16 protein-coding genes are annotated in these 24,012 nt (G+C 49.5%); 9 read left to right on the top strand and 7 right to left on the bottom strand.

From position 1 onward, the window contains the following. The first annotated feature begins 94 nt into the window (after positions 1-94). The 4 genes from H591_RS0112990 to H591_RS0112975 all read left to right on the top strand — a co-directional run bounded on the left by H591_RS0112990 (position 95) and on the right by H591_RS0112975 (position 5,097). Positions 95-1,606 carry an FAD-binding oxidoreductase gene (locus H591_RS0112990; protein WP_022967400.1) on the top strand — a complete coding sequence of 504 codons (1,512 nt, stop codon included), beginning with the start codon at positions 95-97 and terminating at the stop codon, positions 1,604-1,606. A gap of 136 nt (positions 1,607-1,742) precedes the next feature. After that, a complete protein-coding gene (locus H591_RS0112985) occupies positions 1,743-2,501 on the top strand; it encodes a class II aldolase/adducin family protein (protein WP_022967399.1) in 759 nt (252 codons plus the stop codon). Between the two features lie 96 nt (positions 2,502-2,597). Then, positions 2,598-3,485, top strand: a complete 888-nt coding sequence (locus H591_RS0112980) for an alpha/beta fold hydrolase (RefSeq protein ID WP_022967398.1) — start codon at positions 2,598-2,600, stop codon at positions 3,483-3,485. Between the two features lie 229 nt (positions 3,486-3,714). After that, entirely contained in the window at positions 3,715-5,097 is a 1,383-nt protein-coding gene (locus tag H591_RS0112975; protein ID WP_028244431.1) for an NAD(P)-binding domain-containing protein, read from the top strand. 68 nt (positions 5,098-5,165) lie between these two features. Here the strand turns inward: H591_RS0112975 and H591_RS0112970 are convergent, their stop codons facing one another. Further along, positions 5,166-7,646 carry a flavin-containing monooxygenase gene (locus tag H591_RS0112970; protein WP_022967396.1) on the bottom strand — a complete coding sequence of 827 codons (2,481 nt, stop codon included), beginning with the start codon at positions 7,644-7,646 and terminating at the stop codon, positions 5,166-5,168. Positions 7,647-8,069: 423 nt separating this feature from the next. On the opposite strand from H591_RS0112970, the gene H591_RS0112965 reads away from it, so the two are divergent. After that, positions 8,070-9,992 (top strand): MFS transporter, encoded by a 1,923-nt coding sequence (locus H591_RS0112965; protein ID WP_022967395.1) that lies wholly within the window; start codon positions 8,070-8,072, stop codon positions 9,990-9,992. Positions 9,993-10,085: 93 nt separating this feature from the next. Here H591_RS0112965 and H591_RS0112960 read toward each other — a convergent pair whose 3' ends face one another. The 4 genes from H591_RS0112960 to H591_RS15455 all read right to left on the bottom strand — a co-directional run bounded on the left by H591_RS0112960 (position 10,086) and on the right by H591_RS15455 (position 14,260). Further along, complete coding sequence (locus H591_RS0112960) at positions 10,086-11,690, bottom strand: methyl-accepting chemotaxis protein (protein WP_022967394.1); 1,605 nt, start codon at positions 11,688-11,690, stop codon at positions 10,086-10,088. Between the two features lie 394 nt (positions 11,691-12,084). Next, on the bottom strand, positions 12,085-12,441 hold the full coding sequence (locus tag H591_RS0112955; RefSeq protein ID WP_022967393.1) for a sirohydrochlorin chelatase: 357 nt from the start codon (positions 12,439-12,441) through the stop codon (positions 12,085-12,087). A gap of 16 nt (positions 12,442-12,457) precedes the next feature. After that, positions 12,458-13,363: a TIGR01777 family oxidoreductase gene (locus H591_RS0112950; RefSeq protein ID WP_022967392.1), complete on the bottom strand. Its 906-nt coding sequence runs from the start codon at positions 13,361-13,363 to the stop codon at positions 12,458-12,460. A gap of 21 nt (positions 13,364-13,384) precedes the next feature. Further along, positions 13,385-14,260, bottom strand: a complete 876-nt coding sequence (locus H591_RS15455; RefSeq protein ID WP_022967391.1) for a MerR family transcriptional regulator — start codon at positions 14,258-14,260, stop codon at positions 13,385-13,387. Positions 14,261-14,385: 125 nt separating this feature from the next. On the opposite strand from H591_RS15455, the gene H591_RS0112940 reads away from it, so the two are divergent. Then, the gene (locus H591_RS0112940) at positions 14,386-15,375 is read left to right on the top strand and encodes an NAD(P)/FAD-dependent oxidoreductase (RefSeq protein WP_022967390.1); all 990 of its coding nucleotides are present in this window, start codon (positions 14,386-14,388) and stop codon (positions 15,373-15,375) included. Positions 15,376-15,442: 67 nt separating this feature from the next. On the opposite strand, the gene H591_RS0112935 is transcribed toward H591_RS0112940, so the two are convergent. Both H591_RS0112935 and msrAB read right to left on the bottom strand, forming a co-directional pair. After that, the gene (locus H591_RS0112935; RefSeq protein WP_022967389.1) at positions 15,443-16,930 is read right to left on the bottom strand and encodes a SulP family inorganic anion transporter; all 1,488 of its coding nucleotides are present in this window, start codon (positions 16,928-16,930) and stop codon (positions 15,443-15,445) included. 168 nt (positions 16,931-17,098) lie between these two features. Further along, on the bottom strand, positions 17,099-18,685 hold the full coding sequence (gene msrAB / locus H591_RS15450; RefSeq protein WP_022967388.1) for a bifunctional peptide-methionine (S)-S-oxide reductase MsrA/peptide-methionine (R)-S-oxide reductase MsrB: 1,587 nt from the start codon (positions 18,683-18,685) through the stop codon (positions 17,099-17,101). A 212-nt stretch (positions 18,686-18,897) separates the two neighbouring features. Between msrAB and H591_RS0112925 the strand changes: the two genes are divergently transcribed. From H591_RS0112925 to pstA, 3 genes are all read left to right on the top strand, one after another. Beyond that, the gene (locus tag H591_RS0112925; protein WP_028244430.1) at positions 18,898-19,872 is read left to right on the top strand and encodes a PstS family phosphate ABC transporter substrate-binding protein; all 975 of its coding nucleotides are present in this window, start codon (positions 18,898-18,900) and stop codon (positions 19,870-19,872) included. Between the two features lie 110 nt (positions 19,873-19,982). Beyond that, complete coding sequence (locus tag H591_RS0112920) at positions 19,983-22,259, top strand: ABC transporter permease subunit (RefSeq protein ID WP_022967386.1); 2,277 nt, start codon at positions 19,983-19,985, stop codon at positions 22,257-22,259. A 47-nt stretch (positions 22,260-22,306) separates the two neighbouring features. Beyond that, positions 22,307-23,983 (top strand): phosphate ABC transporter permease PstA, encoded by a 1,677-nt coding sequence (gene pstA / locus H591_RS0112915; RefSeq protein ID WP_022967385.1) that lies wholly within the window; start codon positions 22,307-22,309, stop codon positions 23,981-23,983. The last annotated feature ends 29 nt before the right edge of the window (positions 23,984-24,012 follow it).

The raw sequence follows: 24,012 nt of genomic DNA, 5'->3' as shown, positions 1-24,012 counted from the left end.
TAAATTAGTTAGTCCGTTGGTATTGCAAGATAAGTCCTGTAAATGATTAACCAAGGTATTAAGCTGCTGGAAAAAGCTCGGTTGAGAATAAATCATGAAAAAAATCGTGCGTTTCAGTCGCTTGTTGAAGCTTTCTATAGTCGTTGCCATCTTCATCGCATTGGGTGTGCCAGCGCTGCATTTAGTGGCGACCGCCGTGCACGACCAGAACTCGATTACAGCTGTCGCCACTGAACATGTTGATGATGCTAGTCGCCTGAGTAGCGCACGGGTGCAGGAAGTGTGGCAAATACCTGCAGCGCCACAGGCGGCTGAACAGCAGTTGATCGAATTGCTCGCTAGAGCCCAGCGCGAGAAGCTTTCGGTATCCATCGCTGGTGCTAGGCATTCCATGGGTGGCCATACTATTGCTGCGGATGGCATTGTGATTGATATGCTGCCCTTTAAGGCGATGAAGTTGAGCGCTGATGGCCGAGTGCTGACGGTGCAGGCGGGTGCTTTGTGGGATGAGGTCATCCCTTTCCTTAACGAACACGGTCGCTCAGTAGCGATTATGCAATCGGACAGCTCTTTCTCTGTGGGTGGCTCGCTCAGCGCTAATGTGCATGGTTGGCAAGCTAAGCGTGCACCGATTGCCTCGTCAGTCAAATCCTTGCGTTTATTGATCGCCGATGGGCGCATTCTGCACTGCAGTCGTGAAGAAAATCCTGAACTTTTCTCGTTGGCGCTGGGTGGTTACGGCTTGTTTGGGATCATCTTAGAAGCGCAGTTGTGGACGGTTGCCAATCAGTGGTATCAGGTTGAGCGTTATTCGATTCCAGCAGCGCACCTCGCCAAGGTGATGCACAAGGTGGTGGATGGCGATGCTTCTGTGGAAATGGCCTACGGTCGCTTACGGGTGGCAGAACAATCTTTTCTTGAAGATGCAATTCTGACGGTTTATCGCAATGCTGATGGCATCACGCAGCCTCTTCCAACCTTAGAGCCTGTATCTCTTGATCCGCTAAAGCGCACGGTATTTCGCAGTTCGGTTGGTAGTGATTACGGAAAAAGACTGCGCTGGAACTTAGAAAGCGCTTTTGGTGAGAAAATCGGTGCCAGTATTGTGTCGCGTAACCAACTGCTCAATAGTCCGGTAGCGCTGTATAGCAATCGTCAAGATGAGCAGACTGACATCCTGCACGAGTACTTTGTCCCGGCAGATCAGCTCGCAGAATTTTTAAAGCAGATGGGGCAAATCATACCGCAGCATGGTCTGGATTTACTGAATGTCACACTGCGTGATGTACGCAAAGACAGTGATACATTCCTGCGTTATGCCGATCAAAACATGATTGCGGTGGTGATGCTGTTTAGCCAAGCGCGCACAGAGGCTGCTGAAGAAAGTATGCAGCAGATGACTGCTGAGCTTATTGATGCAAGCCTGAAAGCTGGCGGTCGTTATTATTTACCCTATCGCCCGCACGCATCAGTTGAACAGTTTTTGCAGGCCTATCCCCAGGCTGCTGAATTTGCTGCTCTGAAGCTGACCTATGATCCTAATGAGCTGTTTAGTAACCAATTTTATCTGCGTTATTTGCGACCACTGCAAGCACCAAGCCAATAGCGATGCTTTGCTTTGCTTTGTGGCTAGTTGCTCTACTTTAGCCAAACCAATAGGCTCAAGCATATCCAGCGCTGGTATGGTAAAAATGGAGAGCGTTTAGTCTGAACTAACAAAAATAATGACAGAGGAATGGCCGATGAATACCACAAGTATCCGTGATCAGGTGTCTGCAGAAGAGTGGCAGGTGCGAGTCAATTTGGCCGCGTGCTACAACATTGTTGCGCAATACGGCTGGGATGATTTGATTTTTACCCATATTTCGGCACGCGTGCCGGGGCCTGAGCATCACTTTCTGATCAATCCTTACGGCATGCTGTTTGAGGAAGTCAGTGCGTCCAGTTTAGTAAAAGTTGATTTGCAGGGTAACAAGGTGATGGCGTCGGAGTACGAGATCAATCCTGCCGGCTTTACCATTCATAGTGCCGTGCATGAAGCCCGTGAGGATGCGCAATGTGTGATGCACCTGCACACCAAAGAAGGCGTTGCGGTATCGATCCAGCAGCAGGGTTTGCTGGCGTTGTCGCAACAGTCGCTGTTTCCATTATCAGGTTTGAGTTATCACGATTACGAAGGCGTTGCTTTAAACCCCGAGGAAAAGCAGCGTCTGGTGGCTGATATGGGTGCCACGCAGTTTTTGATGCTGCGTAATCACGGCTTACTGACTTGTGCGGCGAGCATCCCTGATGCGTTTCTCAATATGTATATTCTGCAGCGCGCTTGTGAGATTCAATTGCTGGCACAAAGCAGTGGCCAAGAACTGATTACGATTCCTGATGCGATTTTGGCCGGTATTCAGCAAGCGGGACAAGCGGTGACTCGTAACGCCGGCGGTCAATTGGCTTGGCCTGGATTATTGCGTCGTCTTGATCGCCTTGGTGCGCCTTATCAGCTTTAAGCGATGATGAGCTGCCCAGTACAAAGCCGATGATGATCTCGGTCTTGCTGCAAGATGAAAAAAATAAGAACGCTTAAATATAAAGCGGAGAGTCGAATGTCTGAGATTAACGTCTTGCCAGCGCCATTGAGCCTTGCGGAGTGGCGCAGTGCTGGAGAGTATTTTGATTTTCATGGCCAGCGCATTTTCTATCGCTGTGCTGGTGAATCAACTAAACCTGCCTTGCTGCTGATTCATGGCTTTCCGACTGCCAGTTGGGATTGGCGTCATCTGTGGGCAGAGTTGGCGCAAGATTATTACTTGATTGCGGCTGACATGTTGGGTTTTGGTTTGAGTGCCAAGCCGGCCACAGGTGATTACCGAATTACTGTGCAAGCGGATCTGCAACAAGCCTTATTAAAGCATCTGCATATCGACAGTTACCATGTGCTGGCGCATGACTATGGCGACACTGTGGCGCAAGAGTTGTTGGCGCGTGATTTAGAAGGTGAAACCAATATTCTCAGTATGACCTTGCTTAATGGTGGTTTATTCCCTGAGACGCACAAGCCTGTGTTGTTACAAAAGCTGCTGATCAGTCCGTTGGGTTTCTTGCTGGCACGCATGATCAATGAGAAAAGCTTTCGCCGTAACTTAACTCAAATTTGCGCCCAACCCTTGTCTGAGGAAGACCTGAAAGGTTTCTGGCAACTGATTAATACAAATAATGGGCTTGCGGTGTTTCATAAGTTGATTGGTTATATGAGCGAGCGACGTCAGTTTCGTAGCCGTTGGGTCGGTGCGCTGCAGCAAACAAGTCGACCTTTATGCCTGATCGATGGTGTTGAAGACCCTATCTCGGGTGCACACATGGTGACGCGCTACCGCGAGCTAGTCGGTAAACAGCCGATCACTGAATTGCCAGGCGTCGGGCATTATCCACAGGTAGAGGCACCTGCGTTGGTGCTTCAGGCTTTTCGGTCTTTTATGGCTGATCTGACATAGCAGCTGCTGGAATCATGCTGCTATTACAGGCTGTGAAAATAGTCTGTTTTGCTGTGTTAAAACGCGAATAACACAGCTGTTTAGGTCGATAGACGACTCGTATCTTGGCATTGATAACAATTCTTGAACGAAAAATTACCAATTATTCAATTGGCGGCCAAATGGTCATAAAAACAACGATTGTCAAAAAATGTTACAATACTTGCAGATTAACTGTAGGGAGTATGTTTTGACTAAGAAAAAAATAGCTATTTTAGGTGCAGGTCCAAGTGGTTTAGCGCAGTTACGTGCGTTTGAAGCAGCACGTTTAGCAGGGGTTAAAAACCTGCCAGAAATCGTCTGTTACGAGAAACAAAATGATATTGGCGGCATGTGGAATTACACATGGCGCACAGGCTTAGACCGCAACGGTGAGCCCGTCCACGGCAGTATGTATCGCTATCTGTGGTCAAACGGCCCAAAGGAATGCTTAGAGTTTGCTGACTATTCTTTTGAAGAGCACTTTGGTCAGCCGATCCCCTCTTATCCGCCGCGTGAAGTCCTCAAGGATTACATTATGGGACGGATCAATAAGCAAGATATTCGCCAGTACATTCGCTTTGAGTGCCCAGTGCGTTGGGTGACCTTTGACGAAGAAACCAAGCTGTTTACGGTCACGGTGATGAACCATAAAACCGGTGAGCAGGAAACCAATGAGTTTGATTATGTTGTCGTTGCTACCGGCCACTTCTCAACACCCAACATGCCTTATTTTGAAGGTTTGGAAGAGTTTCCTGGTCGTGTCATGCATGCCCATGATTTCCGTGATGCGCTAGAGTTTAAAGATAAAGATATTCTTTTAGTGGGCAGTAGTTATTCTGCCGAAGATATTGGTACTCAGTGTTACAAGTACGGCACCAATTCGGTCACTATCAGCTACCGCAGCCATGCGTTGGGCTATGACTGGCCTGAAGGCATTAAAGAAGTGCCGGTGATTACCCGTTTTGAAGGTGATGTCGCACACTTTATTGATGGCAGCAGTCAGCGTTTTGATGCAGTGATTATGTGTACGGGCTATTTATTCCACTTCCCGTTTATGCCTGATGAGCTACGCCTACAAACCCATAACTGTTTGTATCCGGAAAATTTATACAAAGGTGTGTTCTGGCAGCCTAACCCGCAACTGATCTATTTAGGTATGCAGGATCAATACTTCACCTTCAATATGTTTGATGCGCAAGCTTGGTATGCCCGTGATGTGATTCTGGAGCAGATCAAACTGCCAGATTTAGAAACTCGCCAAGCCGATGAGCAAAAGTGGTTGGCTGAGTATGCACAAGTAGACAATGTTGACGGTGATATCGAGTTTCAGGCGAAGTATATTCGTGATTTAACCAATGCCACTGATTACCCTGAATTTGCCGTCGAAAAGCAGGGCGATATTCTTAAGCAATGGCAAAAAGATAAGCTGGCAAATATTATGGGCTTTCGTGAAAAAGCCTATCGTTCGACCTTAACCAACACCTTGGCACCTGAGTTGCCAGAACCTTGGTTAGATATTTTAGATGACTCGTTAGAGCACTTTTTGAATCTGACTTTTGTTAAAAGTAAAAGCAAAAAACTAGCCAGCTAAACAGACAGATATTGTTTCAAGAAACGGCGCTGAAGTGATTCAGCGCCGTTTTTTATTGTCAGCACCGATCAAGGTTGCCGAGCCGAGTTGGCTACCTGCGTAGACACTTTGGCAGCAGACTGGCTGACCTGCTCGCGGGCAAACATAGCGAGTGTCGCGATAGCTTGGCGTGCTGAACCTAACGAAAAGGCCTGTAAGTGAAAGACATGCCAACGCGCTGCATATATTTCCAGTCTGCATGTTACGCCACAGTTGCTGGCGTGCTCTGCCAGTCGTGTGGAGTCAGACAAAAGTAATTCTTGCTCGCCCACTTGCACCAGCATCGGTGGTAGTCCGTTTAAGTCGACCGCAAGAGGGTTTTGTGCCGATGCATCGAGCGGCGGTTTGTACCAACTCAGCGCTTGCTCCAGCCAGCCACGACGAAGCATGGGGTCTTCACCGTATTTAGAAACCAAGCTATGCCCGCTCAGTGAGCTGTCGGTGACCGGTGAAATCAGTAATAACGCAGCCGCAGGATGATCACCTCGTGCTCGTAGGGTCAGTGCTAGTGCTAACGCCAGTGCTCCTCCTGCCGAGTCGCCAGCGATGACAATCTGCTCAGCCGCATAATCTTTGCGCAAGGCGTCATAACAGGCAAGCACATCGTCCTGCGCTGCTGGGTAGGGATGCTCAGGCGCTAAACGGTATTCAGGCAACCACACCGGCATACCTGACTCAACCGCTAGGCGGGTGCTGATGCTGCGATGTGAATAAGCGTTACCGAGGCAAAAAGCACCGCCATGCAGGTACAGAATAACGCCGCCTGCTTTGGTTTTCTTCGGCGTAATGACTTGGGTAGCCATAGCCTTGATGGTGATCTGCCTACGAGTGACAGCGCCAACACCAGGGGTGAGCGCTGAGAAAATACCGATCACTCGACGCTGGGTGGTTGCCGCAAAAGGTGGTCCCATAAAGGATCGAAAGCCCACGCGTAAAAAGCCACGCAAGACCGATGCGCTGAGTTTTTCTAAGCTGTCCTGCGGTTCGGCAATCCTAATGCCGCCGGCTGCACCGATAATACCGGGTAAAGCGCGAGTGAGACGGTAGGCTTGTAAGCTGGAGAAGCGTGTCAGCCAACGGTAAGACAAGGTAAAGCCCGGCCAGTTTGTGCTGTTGTGTCCTGACTCATCCACATACCAACTTTTGCAGCCGTGCCATACGGTATTGGCGAGGCGCTGTTGTATTTTTTTATTGAAGATTTGGTAACGATTGGCGTCCACTTCAATCGTGCTTGAATCAGTTGCTTGCATGGCTTGGTAACAACGTAGTACGTGAGCAATCTGGCTTTCGAGCATGTAGACAATGGAGTTGTGGCCCAAGTTAGTGTTGGGACCATACAGCATAAAAAAGTTAGGGAAGTTCGGTACGCTCATCCCAAGATAGGCTTGTGCACCTTTCTGCCAAGCGTCATTGAGATCGACGCCATTGCGTCCAGTAATGCGCATCGGTGCCAAAAACTCAGTGGCCGCAAAGCCGGTGCCATAGATGATGGCATCCACTGGATGCTCGACGCCGTCGTTGCTTTCGATGCCGTTTGCGGTGATGCGCTTGATACCTTCAGTGATCAACTCAACATTGTCTTTAGTCATGGTTTTTAAGTATTCGCTGGACAGCAGAATACGTTTGCAGCCAATTGGATAATCAGGCGTTAACTTGGCACGCAGTTCGACATCGGCAACGTCCTTGGCCAGCAATTTTTGGAAAGGCCGTCCGACTGCCCATTTCATTAAGCCTTTGAACCGAGTAAAGGCCAGTGCTTGTGCTTCATAGCGTAGATAAATACCCGCACGGTGCAGCTTCATTGCGCCAGGCACGTGACGAAATATAGTTTTTTCCCACGCTGTATAGGCACGATCAGGGCGTTTCTTTAGATAGGCAGGCGAACGCTGAAATACGCTGAGATGGGCAACTTGATCAGCGATAGCGGGTACGAACTGAATCGCAGAAGCACCGGTGCCAACCACTGCCACGCGCTTGCCGGATAGGTTGTAACTGTGATCCCAAGTAGCGGAATGAAACGCGTGGCCTTGAAAGGTTTCTATCCCGGCCAGTTTAGGCAGCGCTGGGCGGCTCAGTTGGCCGGTGGCAGTAATCAGCAAAGAGGTTTGCAACTGACTGCCGTCGTTGAGACTGACGTGCCAGAGCGCGCTGGCCTCGTTGTATTCGGCGTGCTGCACTTCAGCGCCGAACTGGATATGCGGGGTTAATCCATATTGGCGCGCGCACTGGCGCAAGTACGTATAAATCTCTGCCTGCGAAGCAAATACGCGAGTCCAGTCTGGATTGGCTGCAAAGGAAAACGAGTAGAGGTGTGAGGGCACATCACAGGCGGCGCCGGGATAACTGTTGTCGCGCCAAACTCCGCCGACATCATGGGCTTTTTCTAGGATTTTAAAGTCAGTGATACCGGCCTGTCGCAGTGCGACTGCCATGCCGATGCCAGCGAAGCCCGTGCCGATAATAATCGCCGTCAGTGGTGCAGTTGTATCCTGCGAAGAGACGTTGTGCATAGCGCATTTCCTTGAGCGGGTCATTGCCAGCTATTTATTATTGTTGTCGTGGTTGTATCAAACATCTTTTTCAACACAATACCTTAAGTGTAATGCTCGTTGAAATATTGCAGCAGACACGATTAAAGCTGACTGTTATCGCACAGTTTTTTAGTCTTGGGTGAGATGTCAGCTTTCTTGCCAGATTACAGCTGCAAAGATGCCAGACTATGCTAGGTCTTTGGCTGGCGCATGTACGCTAGAGACCAGTAACTGATTGGGCATGTTAAACGCTAAACAAGGCGCATTTTCATTGGCTTAATTGCTCTATACTCCAGCACTTTGTAATTCTGCCAGCAGCCCATGCGGATATTGGCTGTGCAGTGGTTTAGTGATCTGCATATTAAAGTGTGTATGCCAAGTTAAGGGATAGGTCGAGGCGCTATGAAATCGTCAAATGAACAGTCTTCAGATACAGAAGTGAGTCAGTTTGGACTATTGAAGCAAAAGCGCTTTGCACCGTTTTTCTGGGTGCAATTTGCTGGCGCTGCCAACGACAATCTCTTTAAATTTGCCTTTACCGTAATGGTGACTTACCAGCTCAGTATCAGCTGGATGCCGCCGAGTATTGCCGGCTTGGTGATTGCTGCGTTATTTATCTTGCCGTATTTATTGTTCTCCGCCACCTCAGGGCAAATCAGCGATAAGTTTGCGAAAACCAAGTTGATTCGTTACGTCAAAGATTTAGAAATCGTCATTATGCTGCTCGGTACGGCAGGTTTTCTGCTGCAAAGTCCGGTTATCTTGCTGATTTGCACTTTTTTAATGGGACTACAATCCACTATTTTTGGTCCGTTAAAATACGCTTACTTACCGCAAGTGCTGAAGCCCAATGAGCTAACCGGCGGTAACGGCTTGATTGAAATGGGCACCTTCGTGGCGATTTTATTGGGTAACGTCGCCGGCGGCTTGATGATCGCAGTGCCGGAAATTGGTCATTATCAGGTGGCTGCTGCCTGTATGGTCTTAGCAGTATTAGGTCGTTTGACTGCGCAAGCGGTGCCCGTGCTACCTGCGACCGATCCAGCGCTGAAGATCAACTGGAATCCAGTCAGTGAAACGTTACGCAATCTGGCCATGGCCCGCGAGCAACCAGCGGTGTTTCGTTCGATGCTGGGCATCAGTTGGATGTGGTTTTTTGGCGCGGTGTTTTTAAGTCAATTTCCGAGCTTTTCTAAAGAAGTATTGCATGGTAACGAGCAGGTTGCCTCGTTGTTGCTGGTGGTTTTCTCCATAGGTATTGCCATCGGTTCACTGCTTTGTGAAACCCTCAGTCGCCGTCAGGTGGAGATTGGCTTAGTGCCGATTGGTGCTATCGGCATGAGTATTTTCTCGATTGATTTGTATTTTGCTACGCGGGGTTTACCTGACAGTGTAGAAATGGGCATCACTGCCTTTGTGCAGAACACTGCGCATTGGCGCGTACTGATCGATTTGTTGGGTTTGAGTTTGTTTGCCGGCTTATACAGCGTACCGATGTATGCGTTGATTCAGATGCGTACGGAGAAAACCCATACCGCTCGAATCATTGCCGCCAATAACATTCTTAACGCGCTATTTATGATTGCCAGCTCTTTAATAGCGGGAGCGCTCTTAGCTTATGGTTTAAGCATTCCGGAAGTGTTCTTGGTGGTCGGTGTGCTCAACGCGCTGGTGACCTTCTATATTTTTATGTTGGTGCCAGAGTACTTTTTACGTTTCCTATCGTGGGTGCTCTCGCATTTAATTTACCGTTTCAAAGTGACCAATAAGCAGGTGATTCCAAGTGAAGGCGCGGTGATCTTGACCTGTAATCATGTCAGTTTTATTGATGCGGTGTTATTGATGGCGGCGAGTCCACGGCCAATTTACTACATCATGGATCACCGTATTTTCAAGATTCCAGTGCTCGGCTGGATTTTTAAATTGGCCAAAGCCATCCCGATTGCTCCGCAAAAAGAAGATCCAGTAGCCTATGAGAAAGCTTTTCAGCAAGCCGCTCAAGTGCTTAGAAATGGTGATGTGTTGGCTATTTTCCCAGAGGGCGCGATCACTCGAAACGGCGAACTGGGCGAGTTTAAAGCCGGCTTATTGAAGATTCTGCAGACCGCGCACGCCGATGGTCTATCCGTGCCGGTGATACCGATGGGCTTAAAAAATCTCTGGGGTTCGTATTTCAGTCGTGTTGATGGCGCAGCGATGTCGACACCTTTCCGTCGTGGCTTCTGGAGTCGTGTGGGGTTGAATATCGGCGAGCCAATCCCTGGTGAACAGGTCACCATGGATGGACTCAAGCAGCAGGTGCAAGAACTGATTAATCAAGAGTAGTGGCGTTTTGAGTAAAACAGACGCTCAAGTTGTACTTAGACGCCTGTTTTATTTGTGGTGTGGTACGCGCTCATCGTTTCACGCAACGTTTAATTAAGTACTTGCGCGAAAGCGCGAAATTAATAGGCTTAATTTATCCATATGGCCATGAATGTCTGCTGTGGCTTGGACTGTTTCTGATGCATCAATTGTGGTCTGTTCAGCAATGCCGGTAATACTGGTAATCGATCGATCCATTTCCATGGCCACCTGACTTTGCTCTTCAGCTGCGGTGGCGATCTGATTACTCATATCGGTAATCTGAGTGACTGATTCAACGATACGGTTGAGTACGCTATCCGCTGCTGCTGTGGCTGAAACAGTTGATTGCGCGCGCTCTTGGCTTTCTAACATCATTTCGGCCGCTTTACTTGATTGTGACTGTAAGCGTTCAATAATAGTGCGTATTTCTTCGGTAGATTTTTGCGTACGCTGCGCTAGGCTACGTACTTCGTCCGCTACCACCGCAAAGCCTCGACCTTGCTCGCCGGCACGAGCAGCTTCAATCGCAGCGTTGAGTGCAAGCAAGTTGGTTTGCTCAGCAATACTGCTGATCACCGACATGACTTGCCCGACCTCATGACTGTCTTTTTGCAGCAGCGACATGACGTGCACGGCTTCTTCTACCTGCTTTGCTAATGCACTGATGCTATCGATAGTTTGTGTCACCACCGCACGACCGGTTATGGCTTCTTCACGTGCTTGTTTGGCTGAATCTGCGGTTAGGACGGTGTTGTGTGCAACTTCTTGCACGGTCGCTGCCATCTCATTCATGGCAGTGGCGACTTGATCGATCTCCGAGTGCTGGCGCTCCACACCACGCACGGTTTCTTTTAGCCGGTGGCTGATCTGATCAATATTTGTGCTGACCTCAGCGGTTGAATGGATAACGCCGCCAATGATTTCACCAATATGCGTTGTCATATTGTTATAGGCGGTAAACATGGCACCCACTTCATTGTTTGGGTTGTCTATTTTTAGCTTGTGCGAGAAATCGCCATTACCGACATCTTCAAGATGCTCGCGTAAATAATTAACATGCTGCATCAGCACTGTCATACCGAACATGCGCCCTAAAGTAACTAGAATTAACACAATTACGGATGCTGTTGCGGCCAGTAAAACTTGCGATTTGCTGTCGCGGTTGACTTGTTCTTCCATCATCAAAACAGCTGCATTCATTTCTTTTAATACAATTGGCGAGCGCTCATACAATGCTTGCAGGTGTGCTGTGTTTGATGGGTTATCGAGATAGCTGAGAATGGCTTGCTTATAATCTTTCCACAGCTGCTCAACGTTTTGTAATTGTGCCAATGCTTGTTTGTCTGTTACAGCTGAAATGTTGAGTTGCTGATTACCCCTGAGTAAGGCTTGATGAGCGCTCTCAAACTGAGTAATGGTAGCGAGTACGTCGTCTTTACTGCCGAGTCCTTGCCCCGCTAGCAACGCTTCTTTTGCGACTTTTTGGCTGAGCATGCGCTGCGCACCAGCCACGTTAATGCCTGCAGCATCATTGTTAAGAGATAAAAATAAATGAATCGCAATCACAGAGGTAAAAGCAGCAATTAAGCTGTAAGAAAATAAAAACTGTTTATCAATACTGCGAATGCCAATGCCCTGCAAAATCGACTGGATAACGTTGCTGATTGAATCTCTCATTGCATAAAACCTCGGGCTATACCTTCCCACAGCTTCTAGTGCACAGGATAGGTCACAATATGATTGGGTAACTTAGTCAGCATATCGGCTTCGCTTGGCTTTTCTATAGCGCTAAAGCTTGCCCGTATCCGCTTAAACAGGAATACCACAGAAATCTCAATGATGGCTATAAGCCTGCATAGGATGCTGGCCTAGAGTTTAAAGAGTAGAGGTTTAAAGTCTAGTGCTGGCGTGACAGTGTTTAGTCTTAAAGGTTTAACAGGCGAATGCTGAAGACAAAGCCCAGATGTGGTTCACAAGTGTCTACAGAGTAGAGGGTGTTGTTTGAGGGTGCGCAGCGCGCAGTTTGCCGGCTCGCAGCACTTTGCCAGCGCTGCGAGTGTTTGCTGGAGTCTCAGTACGCCTGGGCAATTAAATCTACCATTGCCTCTGTCGCGCCAATATGCGGCAGTAGGGTGATGGTCTTTCCTGGCCATTTACTTTGCGCCGCAGCAATTTCTTCAGGGACATCACTGATCACATGCACACCCGGTGATAAGAAATACGGCAGCACTGTGATCTCGTCGCAACCGCGCTGAAAACAGGCATCAATGGCTTCACCAATCGAGGGTGAAGCCAATTCTAAAAAGGCGGCTTGTACAGCATCGTCCGGTATATTTAAATGCATGGCGACTTTACTGGCCAAAATTTGCACGTCTTCGTTAGAGCCTTTGCGACGGCTGCCATGGGCAATGATTAAGAGCTGTTTCATAGCGATCCTTTGTCTGTCACTGATTGGTTTTGCTGCGCACGGCATTGTTAAGTGCAGCCGCTAAGTGTGGGTACTCAAACTTAAAGCCACTGTTTAGCAGCTTCTTGGGCAGCACTTTTTGACTGTCGAGGAGCAGACAGGCCGATTCTCCAAGGAGTAACTGCATCACCTGTTTGGGAACTGGAAAAATGGCGATACGACCTAAGGCTTTTGCCAAGGCTTGAGTGAATTGGCTGTTGGTTTGCGGGTTGGGTGCAACTAAATTAACTGGACCCGACAGACTGCTTTCGCTTAATAAATAGCGCATGGCATGAATATGGTCTTGGTAATGAATCCATGACATATATTGCTCGCCAGAACCAATCCGGCCACCGAGGCATAATTTAAACGGCAGCAGCATTTTCGCCAGCGCACCACCTTTGGGCGCCAGCACAATACCGGTACGCAATAGCACCACACGGGTATAAGGCTCAGCGCGACGGGCAATGTCTTCCCAGCGCAGACACAGCTTGGTCGGGAAATCGGTTTCCTGCACGGTGCTGTCTTCAGTCAACTCGTCATTGCCATGATGGCCATACACGCCAATCGCCGAACCACTTAAAAATACGGCGGGAGGCTTTGTGCTACGGGCAAATAATGTCACCAGCTGCTCAGTCAGTTGCCAGCGGCTATTGCAGATTTCTTGTTTGCGTTCGTCGCTCCAGCGTTTATCAATAATCGCCGCACCGGCTAGATTGATCACCGCATCAAAGTCATCGAGATTGTCTAAACGTTCTAACGAATCAATCAGTTGTACATAAGGGGGCAGTTGAATTTTTGCTTGCGCGGGTGAGCGGGTGAGGACGGTGTATTGGTGATCGTCAAATTGACGAATAAACGCCGAACCTATTAAGCCTGTGCCGCCGGTGATGAGTATGTTCATGATTCACCTCTGTTGAGCAGATCAGCGCTCTTGCTGTTTGAGTAAACCTGCAATGCAATCTTTGACCTCGGTAAACACCCGCCCAGGACTGTTCAAGGGCGTGAGCATGGCCGCTGTGCCGCACATAAATAAGCGCGGATTGTCGAGCAGTGCTGCGCTGACTCGCTCCTGTTCTTTATCTTTCCAGATACCATCTTGATAAAACACAGTAAAGCTCTCTGCACGCTGCGCCGCCAGATGAATGGCAGCCGCTACGCTAAAGGGCCGACTGAGTAAATTCACTGATACCTGCAAATCGGTTAGTTCTAAGGCCATCAAGGCCAAACGCCAGATCGGTGCCGGTTGCCCGGCAACTAAGGTCACCGACAACGCTTGTTTTTTTTGCGCCACTTTGGCGTTTAAGCGCAGCAAGGTGTAACGCAGTAGTTCACTTTCAGTAAAGCTAAACGCCGCCTGCTGATCATCGCGCTGCGTCAGTACAGCAAACAGCGGCTCGAATAAATGCTCACGGGAAATTGGCGTGGGGTAACTGGCCAAGGTTTCTTGGATCAGCCGTTCGACTTTGCTAAAAGAAAACTGATCAATGGCGGCTAGTAACTCACTTTGCAGTGCTTGCCAGCTTTGCTGGGCGTCATCTTGTGGCAGAGCTGGCGCTTCTTCTTGCAGCAGCGGTTTAACTTTGCCGAGCGGTACACCGCGTGCGACCAAGGCTAAAATCCGTTCGATGGTAGCGACATCATCTTCAGAGTACAGGCGGTGTCCTTTAGCGGTGCGCTGTGGTTTTAATAGCCCATAGCGGCGCTCCCATGCCCTAAGGGTCACGGTGTTGACTTGAGTGCGGGCACTTAATTCACGAATCGGAAACTGTGTTTGGGTGCTGGGGCTGCTATCGCTCATCGGAGTTTCTACTCTATTAACGCTGTGTTGATGCAATTAACAAATAGTTATACATAAAACAGAGGTGTACAACAATACGCATATCCACTATTGTTTTGCCGCATAGTTATTTGTCAGAGGGTGTTATGACGTCAGTGAGTGTCGAGGTTGCCATTATTGGCGCAGGTACAGCCGGTTGTTTTATCGCCAGTTTATTAGATGAGGCTGGCGTCAGTTGCCGTTTGCTCGAGAAAAGCCGCGGTCTTGGTGGTCGCTGCAGCCGTCGACGAATTGATGAAAATTATTCGGTCGATTTGGGTGCGCCTGAGTTTGCAATGAATGCAGACCTCGATCCTGTTTTACTGGCCAAGCAGCAGGCGTGGATTCGTGCTGGATTTGTCTCCGCTTGGCAGCGTCCGAGTGCGCGTTTTGATGCGACCACTGATACGCAGATGCAAACCACCTTATGCGCCACGCCCTCAATGAACACTTGGCATAAGCAGATTGCTGGGCACATTGATACGCTGACCGGCAGCCGTGTCCAGCGTTTGCAAAAGAGTGCTGGACGCTGGCAGTTGCTCGATGCAGACGGACAAGTGCTGACCGAAGCCGACAAGGTGATCGTCACCAGTCCCGCTGAGCAAGCCTATGATTTGCTGAAAGACTTTGACGGCTTTAAAGAGTGTAAAACAGTCGCGGATGCGAGCCTTGCGCAATATGTCTGCGCTGTAGGTTTTAGTCAGCCGCTGAATCTCAGCGCTGATGTCTACCGTGGTGGTCATCCACTGCTGCATACTGCCATTCGCGAAAGCAGTAAGCCTGCACGAGGCACCGCGCGCGGTTTAGCCGAAGTGTGGATGCTACACAGCACTTTTGCTGCGGCGCAGCACGATTCGCCCGATGCTTTGATTGAGGCATTCTGCCAACATTTTGCGATTGAGCAGACAGCGCAGGTGCTCACCTCGCATTACTGGCGCTTATCACGCCATGACACTAGTGTTCGCCAAGGCCAGCCGTTTATTTGGAATGATGCGTTGCAGCTTGGTTGCTGCGCTGATTGGCTGGACAGTGGCGATATGCAAGGTGCACTCAATAGCAGCTTGCAGTTATTCCGTGCGATCCATCCAGCCCAATAAGCTTCGCTTCTCCACTGGCACGTTAGCGATCTGCGCCGCGCCAGTGATAGTGATAGTGATCAGCTGATCAATGGCCCATCAATTGATCAATGGCGTCGGGTTTGTCATGCACACCAAAACGGTCAACGATGGTGGCGCTGGCTTTATTTAAGCTCAGCACTTCGACAATCACGCCATTGCGGCGAAACTTCAGCACCACTTTATCCAGCGCTGCGACCGCAGTGATGTCCCAGAAGTGCGCGCGACTTAAATCAATGATGACTTTCTTGATCGGCTCTTTCAAATCGAAAGCAGCAATAAACTTATCCGCGGAGCTGAAAAAAACTTGGCCGGTGACGTCATAAGTGCGCTCTGTTTTGTCGGCACTGAGGCGTGAGGAAATCGCCATATAATGGCCAACTTTGTTGGCAAAAAACATCGCCGCCAGTAGCACGCCAGTCAACACTCCATAAGCTAAGTTATGAGTGAAAACCACCACGACCACGGTGGCGATCATGACAATATTGGTCGACAGTGGATAGGTTTTCAGCGTGCGTAGTGAACCCCAACGGAAGGTGCCGATCGATACCATAATCATCACTGCTACCAGTGCGGCCATCGGAATACGTTGTAGCCATTCGCTTAAGAACAGCATCAGCAGTAATAAAAACACCCCAGCGCAGAGGGTTGAGAGTCGTGAGCGGCCGCCGGATTTAACGTTAATCACCGACTGACCAATCATTGCGCAACCGGCCATGCCACCGAGCATGCCAGCGACAATATTCGCCACACCTTGGCCTTTACATTCACGGTTTTTGTCGCTGTCTGTGTCAGTCATTTCATCAATGATGGTCGCCGTCATTAAGGACTCAAGCAGACCAACGATGGCTAAAGCGGCTGAGTACGGGAAAATAATACTTAGAGTTTCCCAGTTCAGCGGCACGTCGGGCCATAAGAAAATCGGCAGGGTATCGGGCAGTTGGCCAAGATCACCAACGGTGCGGATATCTAAACCCATGCTCATGGCGATGATGGTCAAGGTGATGATGCACACCAGCGGCGAGGGAATTAACTTGCCCAGTTTCGGCACATAGGGGAACAAGTAAATAATCGCTAAACCGCCAGCCGTCATGGCATACACATGCCAAGTGACATTGGTTAGTTCAGGGAGTTGGGCGAGAAAAATCAGGATAGCCAGCGCATTGACAAAGCCTGTGACTACTGAATGCGAAACAAAGCGCATCAGCGAGCCTAGTTTTAAGTAGCCAGCGACGATCTGTAAAAGCCCGCAGAGTAAGGTCGCAGCCAGTAAATACTGCAAACCATGCTCTTTTACTAAACTGACCATCAATAACGCCATCGCGCCGGTGGCGGCAGAAATCATCGCAGGACGACCGCCGACAAAGGCAATCACGATGGCAATACAGAACGAGGCGTAGAGACCGACTTTTGGATCAACGCCAGCAATCACAGAAAACGCAATGGCTTCGGGAATCAGCGCCAAGGCAACGACCAATCCAGCCAGCACATCGCCACGGATATTGTAAAACCAAGTGTTTTTTAATGATTGCAGCATCAGTATTCCTAAGCTAAAAAAGTGCACCGTCACTGATAAGCAGTGACGGTTAAGTAACATTAAGCGGGTGTGCGAGTGCTAGAGCGACTTATCAGTCTGCAGGCTAGAAGCTCTTCGGCCTCTGTATCAATTAAGAGTCGAAGAGCGAGCAGCACTCAATAGAGAGGTTTATTCTACAGCCTTTAGCCACTGGGCATAACCTTGCGCGGCCATTTGCTCTGCGGGGATAAAGTTTAAGCTCGCGCCGTTGATGCAATAGCGCAGCCCGCCGCGATCAGGCGGACCATCAGGGAATACATGGCCGAGGTGTGAGTCAGCCAGTTTACTGCGCACTTCCACACGGCGCATATTGTAGCTGGTGTCGACATGCTCGGTGACGGCAGCGGCGCTAATGGGTTTGACAAAGCTCGGCCAGCCACAGCCGGACTGATATTTGTCTTGCGAACTGAACAATGGCTCACCGCTGACAATATCCACATACAAGCCAGGCTCAAACAAATCATCATAGGCATGGCTAAAGGCACGCTCAGTGCCGCTGTTTTGCGTGATTTGATACTGCTCGCGGGTCAGTTGCTGCTTTAATGTGTTGGCGTCAGCTTTTTGATACTGGCTGGGATCAAAGGCTTTGACTTGTTTGTCTTCTGCAGGTGCTTTACCGGGCAAGGGTTGCTCGGCTTTATTCAGATCAACATGGCAGTAACCATTGGGGTTTTTCACTAAATAGTCTTGATGGTATTCCTCGGCATCAAAGAACTGCAGCAGCGGTTGGTTTTCCACCACGATCGGTTTTTTAAAGCGTTCTTGCAGCTTACTTAACGCGGCAGCAACTATTGCTTGTTCGTCAGCCTGCGTGCTGTAAATGCCGGTGCGGTATTGGCTGCCGCGGTCGTTACCCTGTTGGTTGAGCAAGGTTGGGTCAATGATACGGAAGTAATACTGCAAAATATCATCAAGACTAAGTTTGTCTGGGTTGTAGGTGACTTTGACGGTTTCCGCATGGCCGGTATTACGATAAATCACATCTTCGTAGCTGGGGTTGTCAGTACGGCCATTGGCATAGCCTGAAACAGCATCGATCACGCCATCAATGCGCTCGAAATAGGCTTCGACACCCCAGAAACAACCACCGGCCAAGTAAATGGTTTTGGCATTGATGGGAGTCGCCGCTTGGTTGCTTTTCGGCTGATAAAAGGTGCCTTGATGAGCCGCTAAATCAGCTGCAGGGTTATCCAGTAAGGCTAGAGCTTGCGATTTATTGATGCTGCCTTTGATCACTCGCGCCAACTGTCCTTTTGCATCCAAGACCGCCCAGCTCGGGTAGACCTTCACTCCCAGCGCTTTAATCAGTTGCCCGCTTGGGTCTAAACGCAGCGGTAACTGTGGGTAATTTAGCCCCGCATACCATTCTTTAAAGGCTGCAGTTTTCTGCTCACCTAAAATACCGGGTGAGGCAATGGTGATTAAGTTGGCACCGGCAAAGTCAGGATCGCTGCTCCAGTCTTGGGTTTCTTGCAGTTCGGATAAACAGAGCGGGCACCAGCTGGCCCACAGCTTAATGAGGGTTGGTTTACTGCCAGTAAACAGCGGGCTGGGTGTCGTCTGTTTAACATCGGCGAGTTGTTCGATTTGTTGTTGCAGAATCGACTGACCAGCGTTGGCATTGGCCAGTGGGTTCGAGCCAAACAACAACCATGCAGCGAGTACGCTGACAAAGATTAGAGCACAAATGGTTTTCCATTTTCTGGACTGCAACATGGTTGTTTACTCTTTGAAAAGGCGACTTGTAGTATGACATACATCATTTTGCTGAAAGCCCGACAGAAATACTCTGATAAACAAATTAAGCAATATCAGCGCTTTCATTAAACTGTCATTTAAGCGACTTAGTATGCAGTCATCGGATGGCGCAGGCTTCCGTACTGATGCAAAGGTATCAGTTCAGCTTGGTGAATCAATCGGAGATCTCTATGACCGCGAAAATCAAAGCACTTGCTACGGCGCTAACTCTTTGTACGGCGTTTTCAACGTTTTCAGCTACGGCCGCAGTGGATGCAAAACTGCCCGACTACGAGCGTGCCAGTGGTATTTCAGGCAACCTGACCAGCATCGGTTCAGATACCTTAGCGAATCTAATGACGTTATGGGCGCAAGAGTTTAAAAAGAATTATCCCAACGTCAATGTGCAGATCCAAGCTGCTGGCTCTTCAACAGCGCCGCCAGCCTTGGCGGAAGGTACGGCCAATATGGGGCCGATGTCACGGACGATGAAAGACAGTGAAATTCAAGCTTTCGAGGCGCGCTACGGTTATCGCCCGACTGCTGTGCCAGTGGCGATTGATGCGCTGGCAGTGTATGTGCACAAAGATAATCCGATTGAAGGCCTGACCATTGAGCAAGTCGACGCGATTTTCTCCTCAACACGCCGCTGCAGCACAGGTAAAGACATTACGCGCTGGGGTGATCTGGGCTTGAGTGATGCCTGGGCTGAGCGACCGATTCAGCTTTACGGCCGTAACTCAGTGTCAGGTACTTACGGTTACTTTAAAGATAATGCCTTGTGTAAAGGTGACTTTAAAAACAACGTAAATGAGCAACCAGGTTCTGCTTCAGTAGTGCAGTCGGTGTCATCGTCGTTAAATGCCATCGGTTATTCTGGGATTGGCTACCGCACCTCATCGGTACGTGCAGTACCCTTGGCCGCAAAAGCGGGTGAGCCGTTTATCGAAGCCACACCTGAGCAAGCCGCCTCGGGCGATTTCCCATTATCACGTTACCTGTACGTGTATGTGAATAAGCGTCCTAACCAGGCCTTAGCACCGTTAGACCGTGAGTTCGTCAAGCTGATGCTGTCCAAGCAAGGTCAAGAAGTGGTTAACCGTGACGGCTATGTACCATTGCCGGCCACTGTGGTTGAGAAGTTGTATAAAGATCTTGAGTTGTAAGGATTCAAGTCACACATAAAAAAGGGAGCTTCGGCTCCTTTTTTTGTTTGTCATTTAACTGTCACACAAAAGTCTTAAAGTGCAGACAAAGTTTCTTCAAGGGTCAGGCTATGCAGGATATATCGTCGCTATTAGAGCAGGAACTCAACAGTCCTCGCATGCGCACTCGGCGTAAATTTCGTGCTTGGAAAGATCGCTTTGCGCGACGGGCAATTGCGCTGGGTGGTTTGAGCGTGATTGTTGCGATTACGCTGATTTTCTTTTACCTATTGTATGAAGTGATGCCGCTGTTTAAAAGCGCCAGCATTGAGCAAGAAAGCAGTTTTGAGCTGCCAGAGTCGGTACGTGCTGACAAGATTCTGACCATGTTTACCGAAGAGCAAAATGAAATTGCGGCGCTGCTGACCGAAAGTGGCAAGCTACTGTTTATTAATGCGCAAAACGGCCAGCCCGTCTCTGAGCAGCAACTGCCGTTAATGGACGCTGCAATTAGCAGTATTAAAGTTAAAACACCAGGTGATGACACGCTGTTGTTAGGCCTGAATAATGGCCAAGCGCTCGCGGTGGCAACCACTTTTAAAGTGGACTTTGATGCGCAAGGCCAGCGCTTGGGTGTTAAACCACAGGTCACGCAACTGTTTAACGGCAAACCCTTGCAGTTGGACTCGCAACAACGCCCTTTGCACTACATTACTCAGCAGACAGCGCCTGATGGGGTGCTGCTGGCCGGCTTAGTGGATAAGGGAGAGGTAGTGATGGTCTTGCTGCGTCAGCGCAGTAATTTTATAACCGGTGAAGTGCAGGAAACGCTAGAGCCAATCGTTTTTCCAAGCACCAGCTTATATCAGCGTGTGCTGATCGCACCTGACCATCACTACATTTTCGCCCTGCGTAGCAGCGGTCATCTAGATGTGTATGACTCAAGGGATCTGCAGAATATTCAGTTGTCGCATACCTTGGCATTGGTTAAGCCTGGGCAGCAGGTAACCCAGATGATCTTTCAGCTGGCGCAGCAATCATTATTAATCGGTGACTCACAAGGGCAGATTACTCAGTATTTTATGGTGCGCGATGAGCACAATCAGCAGCAGCTGACTAAAATTCGTACCTTAAAACTAGCTGATGCACCGATTAAAGTGCTGGAAGCTGAGCAGCGTCGCAAAGGCTTTGTGGCGGTGGATAGTCGCGGACGGGTCGGACTGTTTAATACCACCGCAGAAAAAACTGCGATTGATCAGCCGCTGCTCGACGCAGAGCCTCTGCTGGCTGCCTTAGCGCCCCGCGCCTCGATGTTGTTAATGCAAGATGCACAGGGTGTTTTTCATCGGTATGCGATCGACAATCCGCACCCAGAAACCTCACTGAAATCGCTGTGGGGCAAAGTTTGGTACGAAGGTTATAGCGAGCCGCAATATACCTGGCAGTCGTCATCAGCCTCTAACGATTTTGAACCTAAGTTCAGCCTCACACCGCTTGCTTTTGGCACCCTGAAAGCGGCGTTTTATGCGATGTTGCTGTCGGTGCCACTGGCGGTGTGCGGCGCAATGTACACCGCATACTTTATGGCACCCGCGGTGCGCCGAAAAATCAAGCCGGTGATTGAACTGATGGAGGCGCTGCCAACCGTTATTTTAGGCTTCTTTGCGGGCTTGTTCCTTGCGCCCTTTATGGAAACCCACCTGCCGGGTGTATTTGCGGTGCTGCTGATTATCCCGCTGGGTATTGTCACCTTTGCTTTTGCTTGGGCGCAATTGCCTGACCGCATCCGTGATCTGATCCCTGAAGGCTGGCATGTGGTGGTTTTAGTGCCGCTGGTGGTGTTGCTCGGTTGGTTGTCGTTTAGCTTAAGCCAGCCGATGGAGCTGTGGTTTTTTAATGGCGATATGCGCAACTGGCTGAGTAATGATCTAGGCATTGATTTTGACCAGCGCAATGCCATGGTGGTTGGTTTTGCCATGGGTTTTGCGGTGATTCCAACCATCTATTCGATAGCTGAAGATGCCTTGTTTGGTGTGCCGAAATCACTCAGCCATGGCTCTTTAGCGCTCGGCGCAACGCCTTGGCAAACCTTAGTCAGAGTGGTGTTGCCAACCGCCAGTCCGGGTATTTTTTCTGCGGTGATGATCGGCATGGGCCGCGCCGTCGGTGAAACCATGATTGTCTTGATGGCCACCGGTAATACGCCAGTAATGAACGCCAATATTTTCGAAGGGATGCGTACTCTGGCGGCCAACATTGCCGTGGAGATGGGCGAGTCAGCACTGGGCAGCAGTCATTATCGAATTTTGTTTTTGGCTGCCTTGGTGCTGTTCTTATTTACCTTTGTGGTCAATACCTTGGCCGACTTGGTCAGACAACGCCTGCGTAACAAATACAGCACGCTTTAATAGGCCATTTTTACTAGCAGATTGGCACAGGTTTAGGAGCAGAGAAGATGCAGGTTTCGCTGAAAAAATGGGTGGCCAGTGGTAGCCCTTGGGTGTGGTTGAATGCTGGGGCGGTAGCCATCAGTGTGGTGCTGGTGTTGGGCTTACTCGGTGTGATTGCCTCGCGAGGTTTAGTGCATTTTTGGCCTGCCAGCTTGCAAGAATACCAATATACCGATAGCCAAGACATGAAAATGCCAGTGCTGGGTGAGCGGGTACAGCGTGAACAAGTCACCGCAGAACAGATTCGCAATGCCGGCTTATCGGTGCCGGAAGGGATGCAGATTCTCGATCGCCAGTTAATTAAAGTCGGTAACCGCGAGCTGTATGGTTCAGACTTTCGCTGGGTTTTAGAGCATCAATTGAGCGATCTGCAATACCCCAAACATGCGGTGGCCTTGGAGCGCCGAGAGTGGGGTAATTTTTATGGCTACATTGTTGGTATCAAAGAAAATGGTCAACTGATTGCTGAACAAGAACCAGGTCAGAATCAACTCTGGGATGAAGTGCTGCGCCGCACTGAGCGTGCTGGTGAAATTTATCAGCGTATTCAAAGTTTAGAAGGTGGGGCGATTGGTGCGCTCAACTATGAGTTGGAAAAGCTGCGTATCGCAGAGCGTAGTTTGCAACTTAAAGACCAAGACACCCCACAAAATCTTGCGGAACTGCAGGCTGAGAAAACGCTGTTACAGGCCGATTATGCGATTCAAGAAGCTGAGTTAATGGCGCTGTATACACCCTTTAAGCGCGACACCTTGCTGTTAGTCACCGCTGATGGCCAGCATAAAGAGGTCAACTTCAGCGAAGTAGTACGTCTCTATCAGCCTAACTCGCTGAGCCTATGGCAGAAAATGCAGCACTACGTGCTGAAATTGGTGGAGTTTGTCTCTGACGATCCGCGCGAAGCCAATACTGAGGGCGGTATTTTTCCAGCGATTTTTGGCACCGTGCTGATGGTGATGATTATGTCGCTGATCGTCACTCCTTTTGGCGTGATTGCCGCAGTCTATCTGCGTGAGTATGCCAGCCAAGGTTTAATGACCCGCATCATTCGTATTGCCGTGAATAACCTCGCCGGTGTGCCATCGATTGTGTATGGCGTGTTTGGTTTAGGCTTTTTTGTCTACTTTATTGGTGGCAATTTAGATCAGCTGTTTTATGCCCCTGCTTTGCCTGCGCCAACCTTTGGTACCCCGGGTTTACTTTGGGCCTCGCTAACCTTGGCATTGCTGACTTTACCTGTGGTGATTGTCGCTACCGAAGAAGGTTTGTCACGGATTCCACGTTCAGTGCGTGAGGGCTCGTTAGCATTAGGTGCGACCAAATTTGAAACATTAATGCGCGTGGTCATCCCGATGGCCAGCCCAGCGATGATGACCGGAGTGATCCTTGCGGTAGCGCGCGCGGCCGGTGAAGTTGCACCGCTGATGTTGGTTGGTGTGGTGAAGCTGGCACCCAATTTACCCTTGGATATCAATGCGCCATTTCTGCACTTAGAGCGCAAGTTTATGCACCTCGGCTTTCATATTTATGATGTCGGTTTTCAAAGTCCCAACGTCGAAGCGGCACGCCCCTTGGTGTATGCCACAGCTTTAATGTTGGTGGTCGTGATTGCCGTGCTCAACCTTACCGCCATCGGTATTCGTAATCGTCTGCGCGAGAAATTCCGTGCGCTGGATATGTAATTGATTTTTTATTTTATCAAAAGGCAGTC

This window comes from Denitrificimonas caeni DSM 24390 (assembly GCF_000421765.1).
Lineage (GTDB): Bacteria > Pseudomonadota > Gammaproteobacteria > Pseudomonadales > Pseudomonadaceae > Denitrificimonas > Denitrificimonas caeni.
This window is presented reverse-complemented; position numbering and strand designations above follow the sequence as displayed.

What these genes read in the sequence shown, in the direction of transcription:
- H591_RS0112990 (WP_022967400.1), top strand. Translation starts at nt 95, where the DNA reads ATGAAAAAAATCGTGCGTTTCAGTCGCTTGTTGAAGCTTTCTATAGTC.
- H591_RS0112985 (WP_022967399.1), top strand. Translation starts at nt 1,743, where the DNA reads ATGAATACCACAAGTATCCGTGATCAGGTGTCTGCAGAAGAGTGGCAG.
- H591_RS0112980 (WP_022967398.1), top strand. Translation starts at nt 2,598, where the DNA reads ATGTCTGAGATTAACGTCTTGCCAGCGCCATTGAGCCTTGCGGAGTGG.
- H591_RS0112970 (WP_022967396.1), bottom strand. Translation starts at nt 7,646, where the DNA reads ATGCACAACGTCTCTTCGCAGGATACAACTGCACCACTGACGGCGATT.
- H591_RS0112965 (WP_022967395.1), top strand. Translation starts at nt 8,070, where the DNA reads ATGAAATCGTCAAATGAACAGTCTTCAGATACAGAAGTGAGTCAGTTT.
- H591_RS0112960 (WP_022967394.1), bottom strand. Translation starts at nt 11,690, where the DNA reads ATGAGAGATTCAATCAGCAACGTTATCCAGTCGATTTTGCAGGGCATT.
- H591_RS0112955 (WP_022967393.1), bottom strand. Translation starts at nt 12,441, where the DNA reads ATGAAACAGCTCTTAATCATTGCCCATGGCAGCCGTCGCAAAGGCTCT.
- H591_RS0112950 (WP_022967392.1), bottom strand. Translation starts at nt 13,363, where the DNA reads ATGAACATACTCATCACCGGCGGCACAGGCTTAATAGGTTCGGCGTTT.
- H591_RS15455 (WP_022967391.1), bottom strand. Translation starts at nt 14,260, where the DNA reads ATGAGCGATAGCAGCCCCAGCACCCAAACACAGTTTCCGATTCGTGAA.
- H591_RS0112940 (WP_022967390.1), top strand. Translation starts at nt 14,386, where the DNA reads ATGACGTCAGTGAGTGTCGAGGTTGCCATTATTGGCGCAGGTACAGCC.
- H591_RS0112935 (WP_022967389.1), bottom strand. Translation starts at nt 16,930, where the DNA reads ATGCTGCAATCATTAAAAAACACTTGGTTTTACAATATCCGTGGCGAT.
- msrAB (WP_022967388.1), bottom strand. Translation starts at nt 18,685, where the DNA reads ATGTTGCAGTCCAGAAAATGGAAAACCATTTGTGCTCTAATCTTTGTC.
- H591_RS0112925 (WP_028244430.1), top strand. Translation starts at nt 18,898, where the DNA reads ATGACCGCGAAAATCAAAGCACTTGCTACGGCGCTAACTCTTTGTACG.
- H591_RS0112920 (WP_022967386.1), top strand. Translation starts at nt 19,983, where the DNA reads ATGCAGGATATATCGTCGCTATTAGAGCAGGAACTCAACAGTCCTCGC.
- pstA (WP_022967385.1), top strand. Translation starts at nt 22,307, where the DNA reads ATGCAGGTTTCGCTGAAAAAATGGGTGGCCAGTGGTAGCCCTTGGGTG.